Raw genomic sequence first — 14228 nt, 5'->3', positions numbered from 1 at the left:
CGTCCGACCGTCCTCAGGAGCCTCCCGTGCAGCTGTCCGTCGACCCCGCCGCCGCCACTCCCCCGTACGAGCAGATCCGGGAGCAGATCGCCGAGCAGGCCCGGACCGGAGGGCTGCCGACCGGGCTGCGGCTGCCGACCGTCCGGGCGCTGGCCGAGCAGCTGGGCCTGGCCGCGGGGACGGTGGCCCGCGCCTACCGGGAGCTGGAGGCGGACGGGGTGGTGGAGACGCACGGCCGGCGCGGGACCCTGATCGCCGCCACCGGGGACACCGCGCACCGGCTGGCCGCGGCGGCCGCCACCGAGTACGCCGAGCGGGCCCGGCGTCTCGGCGTGTCGCCGGCGGACGCCCGCGCGGCCGTGGAGACCGCGCTGCGGCTGGCCTACCAGGAGGCCGGGGAGGAGGCCTGAGCGGGCCTCAGAGCTCCGGGCGGATCATCCCGGTGGCCCGGGACTGGGAGGGCGGCACGGTGGTGTTCACGGGCTGCCCCAGGGCGCTGTGCTTGACCCAGTCGGCCCAGGAGACGTTCCAGTCCCCGAAGCCGTTGCCGAAGGGCTCCATCCCGGGACCGTGGCTGTTGACCACCGTCACCAGGTCGCCCACCCGGGTGTTCTGGTAGAACCACTTGGCGTTCTCGGTGCTCATACCGGTACAGCCGTGGCTGACGTTCGCCACGCCCTGCGCACCCACCGACCAGGGGGCGGCGTGCACGTACTCGCCGCTCCAGGTCACCCGGGTGGCCCACTCGACGTTCAGGTCGTAGGACTCCGAGCTGCCGGCGGCTATCCCGATCGTCTCGCCGCTCATCCGCACCTGGCGCTCCTGGCCCAGCACCACCTTGACCCCGTTGCGGGTGTCGAAGCCGGGCTTGCCGGTGGTCACCGGGAGGGTCCGGACCACCTCGCCGTTGCGCGTGAGGGTGAGCTCGTGGGCGGCCGCGTCGACCACCGTCTCCACCCGCTCGCCTATCCGCATCGCCAGGGCGGCGCGGTCACCGCCGTAGAGGCCGTCCGCGATCCGGCTGCCGGTGCCGTCGAAGGCCAGGGCGACGGTGGTGCCGACCGGCCAGTAGTCCTCCGGCCGGAAGTGCAGGTTCTTGTCGTCCACCCAGTACCAGGAGCCGGTGACGGCGGGCTGGGAGGTGACGGTCAGGGCCCGCTCCACCTCCTGGCGGGCCTGCGGGTCCTTCACCGCCTCGGAGAGCTGGACGGTGAGCGGCTGGCCGACGCCGTAGACGCCGCTGCCGGAGGAGTCCGGGCCGAGCTTGGCGGTGAGCAGGCGCTGCGCGGCCACCGTGCTGAAGCCGGCGGTGGTCTCGCCCCGGCCGCCCTTGCCGTCGTCGGCGGCGATCCGGACGGTGTAGTCGGCGGCGGCCTTCAGCCGCCCGGTGGTCTGCCAGCTGCGCTGGTCCTCGGAGAGCCGGCCTGCCACCACCCGGCCGTCCGGGCCGACCACGGTGACGTCGGTGAGTCGGCTGCCGGGGACGGCCGTCACGGTGACGGACTGGGAGGGGTCCACCTTCCCCTCCGCGGAGAGGTGGACCAGCGACGCCCCGTCGACCCGGTGGACGGCGCCCACGGTGTCGTCGGGCCCGTCGGACGAGCAGGCGGCCAGGGGGGCCAGTACTGCGAGGGTCAGCGAGATGCCGCCGATAGTTGCGATTCCACGCCTGTCGGCCATGACCGCCTCCGAGGGTTCGCACGATTGATCAGATCGTAGGAACGGCTCAGGGTGAGCGACATCCGGGGGACCCGCCGTTGGACCACTGGAGTGAGGCCCTCACTCCGCGGACGCAACAGGGCCGGGCATCCCGTGCGGGATGCCCGGCCCTGTGCGAGGGGGGAGGACTACTGGTTCTGGTTCTCGCCCCGGTAGAACTCGAAGACCCAGCCGTACAGGCCGACCAGGATGACCGGGATCGACCAGAACAGCAGCCACCAGCCGAAGATCACGCCGCAGAAGGCGAGCGCGCCACCGATGGCCAGCGAGAGCGGCTGCCAGCTGTGCGGGGCGAAGAAGCCCAGCTCGCCGGCGTCGTCCGCGACCTCGGCCTCGGGGTTGTCACCGGCGCCGCTGTCCACCCGGCGGGCGGTGAAGGCGAGGTAGTACCCGATGAAGGCGCAGAGACCGAAGGAGAGGAACAGCGCGGTGGTACCGGCCGGCTCCTTCGACCAGAGGCCGTAGGTGATGGCCATCGCGAGAATGAAGACCGCGAAGCCCAGGAAGATCTTGCCCTGTTCCTTCATCAGGCGTCCCCACCCTTCTTACCCTTGCCGAGCTGCGGGTTGTCGTACTTCACCGGGGTCACACCGGCGAAGTGCTTGGCCGGCTCACCGTGGTTCTCCAGGTAGTCCAGCGCGGCGATCTCCGGGTGGTGGAGGTCGAAGGCCGGGGATTCGGAGCGGATCCGGGGCAGCGTGGTGAAGTTGTGCCGCGGCGGCGGGCAGGAGGTCGCCCACTCCAGCGAACGGCCGTAGCCCCAGGGGTCGTCGACCTCGACCTTCTCGCCGTACTTGGCGGTCTTCCAGACGTTGTAGAGGAACGGCAGGATCGACAGACCGAGCAGGAACGAGCCGATGGTGGAGACGGTGTTGAGCGTGGTGAAGCCGTCCGAGGCCAGGTAGTCGGCGTAGCGGCGGGGCATGCCCTCCGCGCCGAGCCAGTGCTGGACCAGGAAGGTGGTGTGGAAGCCGATGAACAGCGTCCAGAAGGTGATCCGGCCCAGGCGCTCGTCGAGCATCTTGCCGGTCATCTTCGGCCACCAGAAGTGGAAGCCGGCGAACATCGCGAAGACGACGGTGCCGAAGACCACGTAGTGGAAGTGGGCGACGACGAAGTACGAGTCCGAGACGTGGAAGTCGATCGGCGGGGAGGCGAGCAGAACACCCGTCAGACCACCGAAGAGGAAGGTGACCAGGAAGCCGATCGTCCAGAGCATCGGGGTCTCGAAGCTCAGCGAGCCCTTCCACATGGTGCCGACCCAGTTGAAGAACTTCACACCGGTCGGGACCGCGATCAGGAAGGTCATGAAGGAGAAGAACGGCAGCAGCACCTGTCCGGTGACGTACATGTGGTGGGCCCACACCGTCACGGACAGACCGGCGATCGCGATGGTGGCCGCGATCAGGCCGGAGTAGCCGAACATCGGCTTGCGGCTGAAGACCGGGATGATCTCCGACACGATGCCGAAGAACGGCAGCGCGATGATGTACACCTCGGGGTGGCCGAAGAACCAGAAGAGGTGCTGCCACAGCAGCGCCCCGCCGTTGGCCGGGTCGAAGACGTGTGCCCCGAACTTCCGATCCGCCTCCAGCGCGAACAGCGCGGCGGCCAGGACCGGGAAGGCCAGCAGGACCAGGACCGCGGTCAGCAGCACGTTCCAGACGAAGATCGACATCCGGAACATCGTCATGCCGGGCGCGCGCATGCAGATGATCGTGGTGATGAAGTTGACCGCACCGAGGATCGTGCCGAAGCCGGAGAAGGCCAGACCCATGATCCACATGTCGGCGCCGATGCCCGGCGAGCGGACCGCGTCCGACAGCGGGGAGTAGGCGAACCAGCCGAAGTCGGCCGCACCCTGCGGGGTGACGAAGCCGGCCACCGCGATGGTCGAGCCGAACAGGTACAGCCAGTACGCGAACATGTTCAGACGCGGGAACGCCACGTCCGGGGCGCCGATCTGGAGCGGCATGATCCAGTTCGCGAACCCGGCGAAGAGCGGCGTCGCGAACATCAGCAGCATGATCGTGCCGTGCATCGTGAACGCCTGGTTGAACTGCTCGTTCGACAGGATCTGGGTCCCGGGACGAGCCAGCTCGGCGCGCATGACCAGGGCGAGGATGCCGCCGATCAGGAAGAAGGCGAACGACGTGCCCAGGTACAGGGTGCCGATCGTCTTGTGGTCAGTGGTCGTCAGCCACTTGATGATGGTCGAACCCGGCTTCCGGGTCCGCTGCGCCCCGCCGACCGTGACGGCCCCGGCGCCCCCGCCGGCCGCGGCGGGCTCGTTGAGGATGGTCACTTCTCTTCACTTCCCATGGTCGTGATGCCGGAGGGCAACGCGCCGGTCTGACCCTTGGCCCGGAGCTCCGCCAGGTGCTTGTCGTACTCGGCGCGGTCGACGACCTTGACGTTGAACAGCATGCGCGAGTGGTCGACGCCGCAGAGCTCGGCGCACTTGCCCCGGTACTCGCCCTTGACGGTCGGGGTGACCTCGAACTTGTTCACCACGCCCGGCACGACGTCCATCTTCATCAAGAAGTTGATGGGCCAGAAGTCGTGGATGACGTCCCGCGAGGTGAGGCGGAACTGCACCGACTCGTTGACCGGCAGGTACAGGGTGGGCTCCTCCTGCGGGGTGCCCACGTCGTACGCCGCGTCCTTGTTGGCCGGGTCGGGGTTCTCGGTGTTCTCGTAGTTGAACGCCCAGCTCCATTGGAAGCCCACCACGTTGACGGTGTGCTGCGGCTTCTCGGAGACGGAGATCAGCTTCGACTCGTCGCGGGCGACGAAGTAGAAGAGAACCGACACGATGATGATGGGGACCGCGGTGTAGAGCGCCTCGATGGGCACGTTGTACCGGGTCTGCGGAGGGACCTGCACACCGGTGCGGCTGCGCCGGTGGAAGATCACGCTCCAGATGATCAGACCCCACATCAGTACGCCGACCACCAGCGCCGCGATCCAGGAACCCTGCCACATGCGAAGGACCATCGGTCCTTCCGCGGTGACGGGGCTCGGGAGGCCAAGCCTGGGGAGGTCGTTGGCCGAGCAGCCGGTGGCGGTCGCGATGACGAGGCCCAGTGCCAGCGCCTGAGGCAGCTTCCGCCGCATCGTGCGCCGCGGCGAGCGGTCGGAGCCGTTGGGACTCACGTAGCGCCTTCCCGAAGTCTCGCCCGCCTTCGCGTCGCCCCGAGGAGGATTGTGAGCCTCCCCGGCGACCCGTCCACGGGCACGGTTTGAATGCTTATGCGGGCCAAACCCTACTCCAGCCTTATGCGCTGCTGACGGGCAGGTCCCGGTAACGCGCCGCCCGGTCGCCCGATCAGGCCCCGCAAGGGCTGCGCCGCAGGTCATCGTAGGCATTCGAGGCCCGTACGCCCGATCGGGGGATGACCTCGGACAACGTGGGTGACGGTCCGTCGGACGCGGATGAATCGGACATTCGGGGTGATCGACTGACGGCCGGTGAGAGCGCGCGACGGCCGGAATGCACCCGGGAGTGTCGTTAAATGTGAGCGTGTACTTCGATGTGGCCTCCACCGCACCGCTCCACCCCGTCGCGCGGCAGGCGCTGACCGCCGCCCTGGACGAGGGCTGGGCCGATCCGGCCCGGCTGTACCGCTCCGGGCGGCAGGCCCGGATGCTGCTGGACGCCGCCCGCGAGACGGTGGCCGGGGTGCTGGGCGCCCGGGCCGACGAGATCTCCTTCACGGCGAGCGGGACGCAGGCCGTCCAGCTGGGCGTCCTGGGTGCGCTGGCCGGCAACCGGCGGCGCGGCGGGCACCTGGTGCACTCCGCCGTCGAGCACTCCAGCGTGCTGCACACCGCCGAGCGGCACGAGGCGGCCGGCGGCAGCGTCTCGGTCGTCCCGGTGGACCGGCTCGGCCGGGTCTCCCCCGACGGCTTCGCCGCCGCGCTGCGGCCGGACACCGCGCTCGCCGTGCTGCAGTCCGCCAACCACGAGGTGGGGACGGTCCAGCCGGTGGCCGAGGTGGCCGCCCTGTGCAACGGCGTCCCGCTGCTGGTGGACGCCGCGCAGAGCGCCGGGCGGATGGACGTGCCCGGCGGCTGGTCGCTGCTGACGGCCAGTGCGCACAAGTGGGGCGGGCCGGCCGGGGTCGGGGTGCTGGCGGTGCGCAAGGGCGTGCGCTACGCGTCGCCGCTGCCGGCCGACGAGCGGGAGGGCGGCAGGGTCCCGGGCTACGTCAACGTCCCGGCGATCGTCGCCGCGGCCGCCTCGCTGCGCGCGGTCCGGGCCGAGGCCGACCGGGAGAACGCCCGACTGCACGCCCTGGTCGAGCGGATCCGGAGCGCGGTGCCGCAGCTGGTGCCCGAGGTGGAGGTGGTCGGCGACCCGGTCCGGCGGCTGCCGCACCTCGTCACCTTCTCCTGCCTGTACGTCGACGGCGAGGTGCTGCTGACCGGGCTGGACCGGGCCGGCTTCGCGGTCTCCTCCGGGTCCTCCTGCACCTCCTCCACGCTGACGCCGAGCCACGTCCTGTCCGCGATGGGCGTGCTCACCGAGGGGAACATCCGGGTCTCGCTGCCGTTCGACGCGGCCGAGGCCGACGTGGAGCGCTTCCTCGCCGTGCTGCCCGGGATCGTCGACGAGGTCCGCGCACCGCTGGGGCTGGACCTGCCGGCGCCGGCGGCCACGGGGCGGGCCGCGCCCACCGGCGCGGGGGGTGGCGGCGACGACCGCCCCGGGGCGGACGATCCGGTCACCGTGGTCGACGCGCTGGGCAAGCGCTGCCCGCTGCCCGTGATCGAGCTGGCGAAGCGGATCGGCGCGGTGCCGCTGGGCGGGACGATCGCCGTGCTGGCGGACGACGAGGCCGCCCGGCTGGACATCCCGGCCTGGTGCGGGATGCGCGGGCAGGAGTACGCGGGCGAGGCCCCGGCCGCCGACTTCGGCGGCGACCGGGGCTCGGCCTACCTGGTCCGGCGGACTACTTGACCAGGTGCGCGCGGATGTCCGCGGCGGCCTCGGCGCCGTAGGCGGCCTCGAAGCGCGCCAGGAAGGCGTTCGGGCGCAGCTCGTACTCCTGGGTGCCGACGGTCTCGATCACCAGGGTGGCGAGCATGCAGCCGAGCTGGGCGGAGCGCTCCAGCTCCAGGTCCCAGGACAGGCCCGCCAGGAAGCCGGCCCGGAAGGCGTCGCCGACGCCGGTCGGGTCGACCTTGGCCTCCTCGGGGGCGCAGCCGACCACGACCGGGGCCTCGCCCTTGCGGTCGATCCGGACGCCCTTGCTGCCCAGGGTGGTGATCCGGGTGCCGACCCTGGTGAGGATCTCGTCGGCGTCCCAGCCGGTCTTGCTCTCGATCAGCGCGGCCTCGTACTCGTTGGTGAACAGGTACGCGGCGCCGTCGACGATGTCGCGGATGTCGTCGCCCTCCAGGCGGGCGAGCTGCTGGGAGGGGTCGGCGGCGAAGGCGTAGCCGCGGGTGCGGCACTCCTGGGTGTGCCGGACCATCGCCTGCGGGTCGTCGGCGCCGATCAGCACGAGGTCCAGGCCGCCGACGCGGTCGACGACCGGCTTCAGCTCGATGTTGCGGGCCTCCGCCATGGCGCCGGTGTAGAACGAGGCGATCTGGTTGTGGTCCTCGTCCGTGGTGCACATGAAGCGGGCGGTGTGCCTGGTCTCGGAGATGTGGACGGAGTCGCAGTCCACGTTGTTGCGCTCCAGCCAGCCGCGGTACTCGGCGAAGTCCGCGCCGGCCGCGCCGACCAGGACCGGGCGCAGTCCGAGGACGCCCATGCCGAACGCGATGTTCGGGGCGACACCGCCACGACGGATGTCGAGGGTGTCGACCAGGAAGGACAACGACACGGTGTGCAGCTGCTCGGCGACGAGCTGGTCGGCGAACCGACCGGGGAACGTCATCAGATGATCGGTCGCGATCGAGCCGGCGACGGCGATACGCACGGAAGGTCTCCTCAGGATGGCGGCATGCCACTGGACAGCGGGGGCGAACCCACCCACGGTACCGGGCGGGGGGCGGGCGGCAGCAAGACCGCCTCTTTCGGCACCCTCCGGGCCCGAAGGTGTACTACCTCCGGGTAGCCCTGGTGGCGGCCCGACGGGCGGCCTAGGGTCGCTGACAGGGGCCCGGTTCGGGCCTCACAGGACCGTGGCAGCACGGCCACGGCACGGTGGATCGGAGCGATGGCCGATGATGCCCAGTCAGCACCCGATGCGTGTTCCCGCAGCTCTGCGGGGTGACGCGGACGGCGAGACGCTCGACGCGCTGGTGCACTCCTCCCGGCGGCTGCGGCGGTTCTGGCCGCTGCTGGCGACCGGGCCGGAGCCCAGTGCGCCCGCCGGCCCCGGTATCCGGGTGTCCTCCGGGGCCCAGCGGGTGGTCGCGGGAATGGCCGAATACGGGCTGTAGGGGCGGTCCGGGGGTCCTGGGGCCCGACGGGAACCGGAATGGTCCGGGGCACGTCACATCCCCGCGGTGCAGCCGTGAAGGCGGTGCCGCCGAACCCTCGGGAGGATGTTCAGATGGATCTGGAGACGATGCCCAGGCGTACCGGTCGTCCGCACGCCGGTCGGCCGCGCGGACGGCGGGCGGCGGCACTGGCCGCCCTGGTACTGGCCGCGGTCACCGCGGTGGCCGGGTGCGACGGGGACGGCAAGTCCGCCTCGGACGCGGCCGCGAGCACGACCGCGTCCGCCTCGGCCACCGCGCCCTCCGCCTCGGCTTCGGGCTCGGCGTCGGTCCCGGCACCGGCCACGACGCCCGACCCCGGCTCCCCGCCGGTGGCGACCCCGCCGGCCGATCCCTCGGCGCCCACCCCCGATCCGCGGCCGGCCAGCCCCTCACCGGCGACCGTGCCGCCGAAGCCGCCCCAGTCGCCGACTCCGGCGCCCACGCCTCCGGGCAACGGCATCGCGGTCGGCGAGCCGGCGCCGAACGGGCCGTCGACCCATCCGGCGATCACCTACCGGGCGGACGGCAACAGGCTGACGGTCTGGTTCTACGGCGGGATCTGCGAGAAGTACGGGCTGAAGGCGGACGAGTCGCACCCGGGGCGGGTGGACATCCGGGTGGTGATCGCGGCACCGGTCCCCGCCGGGCAGGCCTGCAACGAGATCGCGAAGCGGCAGACGGTGGTCGCCGACCTGAAGCAGCCGCTGATGGGCCGGGCGGTGACCGACCAGTCGAGCGGCCAGCCCGTCCCGCTGGACGCCGACCCGCGGATCGGCCCGGACCCGGTCGGCCCCGAGGTCGCCGGCGGGCCGCAGTAGCGGCGCCCGCGCGACGGTACGACGGAGGCGGCCCCGGGATCACCCGGGGCCGCCTCCGTCGTGCTGCTCGGCCGTTCAACCCTTCGGTTGCCCGGCCGAACCAGTGCCTAGCTGAACGAGTCGCCGCAGGCGCAGGAGCCCGTGGCGTTCGGGTTGTCGATCGTGAAGCCCTGCTTCTCGATGGTGTCCACGAAGTCGACGGTGGCACCGCCGAGGTACGGGGCGCTCATCCGGTCGGTGACGACCTTGACGCCGCCGAAGTCCTTGAGCACGTCGCCGTCGAGCGAACGCTCGTCGAAGAACAGCTGGTAACGCAGGCCGGAGCAGCCACCGGGCTGGACGGCGACGCGCAGTGCGAGGTCCTCGCGGCCCTCCTGCTCCAGCAGGCCCTTGACCTTGGCCGCGGCGGCATCGGTAAGGAGGATGCCACTCTCGACGGTGGTCTCGTCCTGGACGGTCATCTGCTTTCTCCCGGTCTTGACGACGGTCTGCCGCCAGTGCCAACCAACGACCGCCCGGATTCATTTCCCGGACGGTGGGTGTGTTTCGCACGACTTCGGCGGCGGAATTTCTCGTGGGCCGGGTGTACCACCCGCTCCCCTACGCTCCCCATGCTCGCACAACCCGCGGGGCACGGTCACCGCCCGAGCGGTGGATCCGGGCGAACCGGCCCCGCGCGGGCGCCCGGACGGCCAGGATGGACGGCATGCTCCTGCGCCAGGTCCAGGACACCGCCGCCGACGCGGAGGCCGTCCAGTCCATCGCCCGCGCCGCGCTGGCCCCGCTCGCGGATCCGCCCGGCGGCCCGCCCGCGGACGCGCCGCCGGTGTTCCAGCTGGCCCGGACGAGACACCTGGTGGGCACCGACCCGCAGGGCTGCTGGCTGGCGGAGAGCGACGGCGAACCGATCGGCACGGTGCTGTCGCTGCGCCGCGAGGGCCTGTGGGTCCTGGCGCTGTTCGCGGTGCGGCCCGAGGCCCAGGGCAAGGGCGTGGGGCGGCTGCTGCTGGAGCGGGCCGCCGCGTACGGGCGGGGCTGTCTGCGCGGGATGCTGTGCGGCTCGCCGTCCCCGGCCGCGGCCCGCCGCCACCGGCTGGCCGGGTTCACCCTGCACCCGGCGATGCGGCTGACCGGGCAGGTGGACCGCTCCGGGCTGCTCGACCCCGGGGACATCCCGGTGCACCCCGGCAACGGCGCCCACCGGCACCTGCTGGACTCGGTGGACCGGCGGCTGCGCGGCGCCGCGCACGGGTCGGACCACGAGCTGATGCTGGCCCACTGCGAGGAGCTGCTGGTCGCCGACGCGCTGGCCGGCAGCGGCTACTGCTACCGGGACGGCGGCGAGGTGAGGCTGCTGGCCGCGACCTCGAAGCGGATCGCGGCCCGGCTGCTGCGCGAGGCGCTGGCCCGGGTGCCGGCCGGGGTGGAGGCGCGGGTGGAGCACCTGACCGCCGAGCAGGAGTGGGCGCTGGACGTGGGCCTGGAGCTGGGCCTCACCCCGCAGACCCGGGGCTACCTGGGGATGCGCGGGATGCGGCCGCCCGCGCCGTACCTGCCGGACGGCGCGCTGCTGTAGACGACGGCACCCCCGCCGGGCGGACCCGGCGGGGGTGTGCGCGGAGCCCGTCCGGGCCGTCGCGGTCAGACCATGGTGTCCAGGATCTCCCGGACCATCTCCATCGTGGTGCCCGGGTGCAGGAAGGCGAAGCGGGCGACCGTCTCGCCGTCCCAGCCGGTCGGGGTGACGAAGCCGATCTGGTCCGCGAGCAGCTGCTGCGACCAGCGGTAGTAGTCCTCGCCGGTCCAGCCGGTGCGGCGGAAGCAGACCGCCGACAGCTGCGGGTCGAACAGGAGCTCCAGGTGCTCGCTGTCGCGGATCAGCTGGGCGGTGTCCCGGGCCAGCGTGAGGCCGGTCTCGATGGCGTCGGTGTACGCCTGGGTGCCGTGCACGGCGAGCGAGAACCAGAGCGGCAGGCCGCGGGCGCGCCGGGTCAGGTGGTAGGCGTAGTCGGTGGGGTTCCACTCGTCGCCCTCGGTGTGCAGGACGTCCAGGTAGGAGGCGTCCTGGGTGTGCACGGCGCGGGCGAGCTGCGGGTTGCGGTAGAGCAGCGCGGCGCAGTCGAAGGGCGCGAACAGCCACTTGTGCGGGTCGACGACGAAGGAGTCGGCGTGCTCGATGCCGTTGTAGCGCTCGCGCACGGACGGGGCGAACAGGCCCGCGCCGCCGTAGGCGCCGTCCACGTGGAACCAGAGGTCGCGCTCGCGGGCGACCTCGGAGAGGCCCTGGAGGTCGTCGACGATGCCCTCGTTGGTGGTGCCGGCGGTGCCGACGACCGCGATGACGGTCTCCGGGTTCGGGTCGGCGGCCAGGGCGGCGCGCAGTGCCTCGCCGGTGAAGCGGCGATCGACGGTCGGGACCTTGAAGGCCTCCACGCCGATGATGTTGAAGGTGTTCTTGACCGAGGAGTGCACCTGGTCGGCGACGGCGATCCGCAGCCGGGCCTCCGGGCCGACGCCGAGCCGGCGGCGGGCGGTGTCGCGGGCGACCACCAGGGCGGAGAGGTTGCCCGCCGAGCCGCCGGAGACGAAGGTGCCGCCCGCCGTGTCGGGCATGCCGGCGCGGTCCGCTATCAGGCGGAGCACCTGGTTCTCGGCGGCGATCGCGCCGGCCGCCTCCAGCCAGGAGATGCCCTGCAGGGAGGCGCAGGAGACGACCATGTCGAAGAGCAGCGCGGCCTTGGTGGGGGCGCACGGGATGAAGGACAGGTAGCGCGGGCTGTCGGCGGAGATCACCGCGCGGGACAGCTCGTGGTCGTAGAGCTTGAGCACGTCGGCCGGGCTGTTGCCGTGCGGGTTGAGCAGTCCGGCCAGCTGGGAGCGCAGGTGCTCGCCGTCGCCGGGGTGGTCGAGCGGGACGGGGTCGTACTGCAGCCGCTCCCGCATGTAGTCGAATACCAGGTCGACCAGCTCGTTGTCGGGCCGGTGCATGCGGTCGGGGGCTGCGGACACGGGTGTCCCTCTCGGCTGTGGGGTGTCGGGGGGAGGCCCGGTGGCGTGTGAGGGATTCGCGGCGCGCTCCGGACGAGATCAGCCTAGGCAGTGGTGGGCCTTCCCCGCGCGTCGGAACGCGGCTGGTCAGGCAGGTTTCGGGCGTCTTCGACGGGCCGCGCGCAGGATTCCTGCGCAGCCTGCCGAGTGGTCCGGACGGGGTCAGCCGATGAGCTGGGAGAGCACCACGGAGGAGCGGCTGCGCTGCACGCCGGGCTCCTTGCGGATGCGCTCGATGACGGCCTCCAGGTGCCGCATGTCGGGCGCCCGCAGGTGCACCAGGGCGTCCGGGTCGCCGGTGACCGTCCAGGCGGCGACCACCTCGGGGAACTGGCGCAGGCTGGCGAGGATCTCCTCGGGGGCGGTGCGCTCGCGGCAGTAGACCTCGACGAAGGCCTCGGTCTGCCAGCCGAGCACGGACGGGTCGAGGACGACGGTGAAGCCGCGGACGATGCCGCGTGCCCGCAGCCGGTCGATCCGGCGGCGGACCGCGGTGGCGGAGAGGTTCACCTGGAGCCCGATCTCGGCGTACGAGGCGCGCCCGTCACTGCCCAGTCGGGCGAGGAGGAGCCGGTCGGTGTCGTCCAGGGCTGCCCCGCCCACCTCGTGCGCTCGGCTGCTGCTCATCGGTGCGGGGCTCCACTGGTCGTACGGGATCGGCGGGGCGGCGGCCGCCGAAACGGTTCGGCACCATTCTGGCGGATGACAGGACCGAGTCCACCGCTGGCAGATGACGGCCGGTGGTCCGCTCCCGGTCGGCGAGCCGGACGATCATGTCCGTCGACAGCCGGTGCGATCGGGCCCGGACACCGATTCGACCACGCCGGACACCGGTGTACCGCGCTCGCGGCGCCGCCGGACGGTCCGAACCGGCAAGCGGTTCTCGTCACATCGACAGGATGGCCATCGTCAGTCTGACGCTAACCGGTTATCATAGATAGCGTCAGATAGACGAGAAGGCTGCACCGACTGATCGGCCGCACAGAAGGGCACCCGCCCGTGACCACCACCATCACCGAGACCTACGGCGTCGACCCCACACCGACGCCGCTCGCTCTGCTGCTGCTCGGCCGTGAGGCCGACCCGAACAGCGAGCGCGGCGTCGAGTGCCCGGGCGACCTCCCGGCCGCCTCCGACCCCGACCTCGTCGAGCGCGCCCGCGCGGCCAAGGCCGCGCTCGGTGACCGCGTCTTCATCCTCGGCCACCACTACCAGCGCGACGAGGTGATCGAGTTCGCCGACGTCACCGGCGACTCCTTCAAGCTCGCCCGGGACGCGGCCGCCCGCCCGGAGGCCGAGTACATCGTCTTCTGCGGCGTGCACTTCATGGCCGAGTCGGCGGACATCCTCACCACCGACGCCCAGCAGGTCGTCCTGCCGGACCTCGCGGCCGGCTGTTCGATGGCCGACATGGCCACCGCCGAGCAGGTCGCCGAGTGCTGGGACGTGCTCACCGACGCCGGCATAGCCGGCGAGACCGTCCCGGTCTCGTACATGAACTCCTCCGCCGACATCAAGGCCTTCACCGGCAAGCACGGCGGCACGATCTGCACCTCCTCCAACGCCAAGCGGGCGCTGGAGTGGGCCTTCGAGCAGGGGCAGAAGGTCCTCTTCCTGCCCGACCAGCACCTGGGCCGCAACACCGCCGTGCGCGACATGGGCTTCTCGCTGGACGACTGCGTGCTCTACAACCCGCACAAGCCGAACGGCGGCCTGACCGCCGAGCAGCTGCGGAACGCCAAGATGATCCTCTGGCGCGGGCACTGCTCGGTGCACGGCCGGTTCTCGCTGGACTCGGTCAACGACGTCCGCGAGCGCGTCCCGGGCGTCACCGTGCTGGTGCACCCGGAGTGCCGGCACGAGGTCGTCGCGGCGGCCGACATGGTGGGCTCGACCGAGTACATCATCAAGGCCCTGGACGCGGCCGAGCCCGGCTCCAAGTGGGCCATCGGCACCGAGCTCAACCTGGTCCGCCGGCTGGCCAAGGCGCACCCGGACAAGGAGGTCGTCTTCCTCGACCGCGCGGTCTGCTTCTGCTCCACCATGAACCGGATCGACCTGCCGCACCTGGTCTGGGCGCTGGAGTCGCTGGTCGAGGGCCGGGTGCCGAACGTGATCAGCGTCGACCCGGAGACCGAGAAGTACGCCAAGGCGGCGCTGGACCGGATGCTCGCCCTGCCGTAGCCCGGCCGTACGCCGAAG

At 71.9% G+C, this 14228-nt stretch carries 14 protein-coding genes; 6 read left to right on the top strand and 8 right to left on the bottom strand.

Annotated features, from left to right (window positions below; genetic code table 11):
* The first annotated feature begins 26 nt into the window (after positions 1–26).
* Entirely contained in the window at positions 27–410 is a 384-nt protein-coding gene (locus tag ACFVVX_RS02080) for a GntR family transcriptional regulator (RefSeq protein ID WP_387940348.1), read from the top strand.
* Between the two features lie 7 nt (positions 411–417).
* On the opposite strand, the gene ACFVVX_RS02075 is transcribed toward ACFVVX_RS02080, so the two are convergent.
* The 4 genes from ACFVVX_RS02075 to coxB form a co-directional block, all read right to left on the bottom strand.
* Entirely contained in the window at positions 418–1680 is a 1263-nt protein-coding gene (locus ACFVVX_RS02075; RefSeq protein ID WP_387940346.1) for an Ig-like domain-containing protein, read from the bottom strand.
* Positions 1681–1847: 167 nt separating this feature from the next.
* Positions 1848–2246 carry a cytochrome c oxidase subunit 4 gene (locus ACFVVX_RS02070; protein WP_387940344.1) on the bottom strand — a complete coding sequence of 133 codons (399 nt, stop codon included), beginning with the start codon at positions 2244–2246 and terminating at the stop codon, positions 1848–1850.
* Entirely contained in the window at positions 2246–4024 is a 1779-nt protein-coding gene (ctaD, locus tag ACFVVX_RS02065; RefSeq protein WP_387940342.1) for a cytochrome c oxidase subunit I, read from the bottom strand. Before ctaD ends, ACFVVX_RS02070 begins: the two co-directional genes overlap by 1 nt.
* Positions 4021–4875, bottom strand: a complete 855-nt coding sequence (gene coxB, locus ACFVVX_RS02060; RefSeq protein ID WP_387940340.1) for a cytochrome c oxidase subunit II — start codon at positions 4873–4875, stop codon at positions 4021–4023. Before coxB ends, ctaD begins: the two co-directional genes overlap by 4 nt.
* Before the next feature lie 337 nt (positions 4876–5212).
* Here coxB and ACFVVX_RS02055 point away from each other — a divergent pair, with 337 nt between their 5' ends.
* The gene (locus tag ACFVVX_RS02055; protein WP_387940338.1) at positions 5213–6682 is read left to right on the top strand and encodes a cysteine desulfurase/sulfurtransferase TusA family protein; all 1470 of its coding nucleotides are present in this window, start codon (positions 5213–5215) and stop codon (positions 6680–6682) included.
* Here ACFVVX_RS02055 and ACFVVX_RS02050 read toward each other — a convergent pair.
* Positions 6675–7652, bottom strand: coding sequence for a carbohydrate kinase family protein (locus ACFVVX_RS02050; RefSeq protein WP_387940336.1), 978 nt, complete (start codon positions 7650–7652; stop codon positions 6675–6677). The genes ACFVVX_RS02055 and ACFVVX_RS02050 overlap by 8 nt on opposite strands.
* 268 nt (positions 7653–7920) lie before the next feature.
* Between ACFVVX_RS02050 and ACFVVX_RS02045 the strand changes: the two genes are divergently transcribed.
* Positions 7921–8118, top strand: a complete 198-nt coding sequence (locus ACFVVX_RS02045; RefSeq protein WP_387940334.1) for a hypothetical protein — start codon at positions 7921–7923, stop codon at positions 8116–8118.
* 113 nt (positions 8119–8231) lie between these two features.
* Complete coding sequence (locus tag ACFVVX_RS02040; protein WP_387940332.1) at positions 8232–8978, top strand: hypothetical protein; 747 nt, start codon at positions 8232–8234, stop codon at positions 8976–8978.
* 107 nt (positions 8979–9085) lie between these two features.
* Here ACFVVX_RS02040 and ACFVVX_RS02035 read toward each other — a convergent pair whose 3' ends face one another.
* The gene (locus ACFVVX_RS02035; RefSeq protein ID WP_387940330.1) at positions 9086–9439 is read right to left on the bottom strand and encodes a HesB/IscA family protein; all 354 of its coding nucleotides are present in this window, start codon (positions 9437–9439) and stop codon (positions 9086–9088) included.
* 245 nt (positions 9440–9684) lie between these two features.
* Between ACFVVX_RS02035 and ACFVVX_RS02030 the strand changes: the two genes are divergently transcribed.
* Positions 9685–10554, top strand: coding sequence for a GNAT family N-acetyltransferase (locus tag ACFVVX_RS02030; protein ID WP_387940328.1), 870 nt, complete (start codon positions 9685–9687; stop codon positions 10552–10554).
* A gap of 65 nt (positions 10555–10619) precedes the next feature.
* On the opposite strand, the gene ACFVVX_RS02025 is transcribed toward ACFVVX_RS02030, so the two are convergent.
* Positions 10620–11987: a pyridoxal phosphate-dependent decarboxylase family protein gene (locus ACFVVX_RS02025; protein WP_387940326.1), complete on the bottom strand. Its 1368-nt coding sequence runs from the start codon at positions 11985–11987 to the stop codon at positions 10620–10622.
* A 201-nt stretch (positions 11988–12188) separates the two neighbouring features.
* Entirely contained in the window at positions 12189–12653 is a 465-nt protein-coding gene (locus ACFVVX_RS02020) for an Lrp/AsnC family transcriptional regulator (RefSeq protein WP_387940324.1), read from the bottom strand.
* A gap of 372 nt (positions 12654–13025) precedes the next feature.
* On the opposite strand from ACFVVX_RS02020, the gene nadA reads away from it, so the two are divergent.
* Entirely contained in the window at positions 13026–14210 is a 1185-nt protein-coding gene (gene nadA / locus ACFVVX_RS02015) for a quinolinate synthase NadA (RefSeq protein ID WP_387940322.1), read from the top strand.
* The last annotated feature ends 18 nt before the right edge of the window (positions 14211–14228 follow it).

It is taken from the genome of Kitasatospora sp. NPDC058170 (genome assembly GCF_042883905.1).
Classification (GTDB): domain Bacteria; phylum Actinomycetota; class Actinomycetes; order Streptomycetales; family Streptomycetaceae; genus Kitasatospora.
Note: the sequence above shows the minus strand (reverse complement) of the source record. Positions and strands in the feature narration are given on the sequence as shown.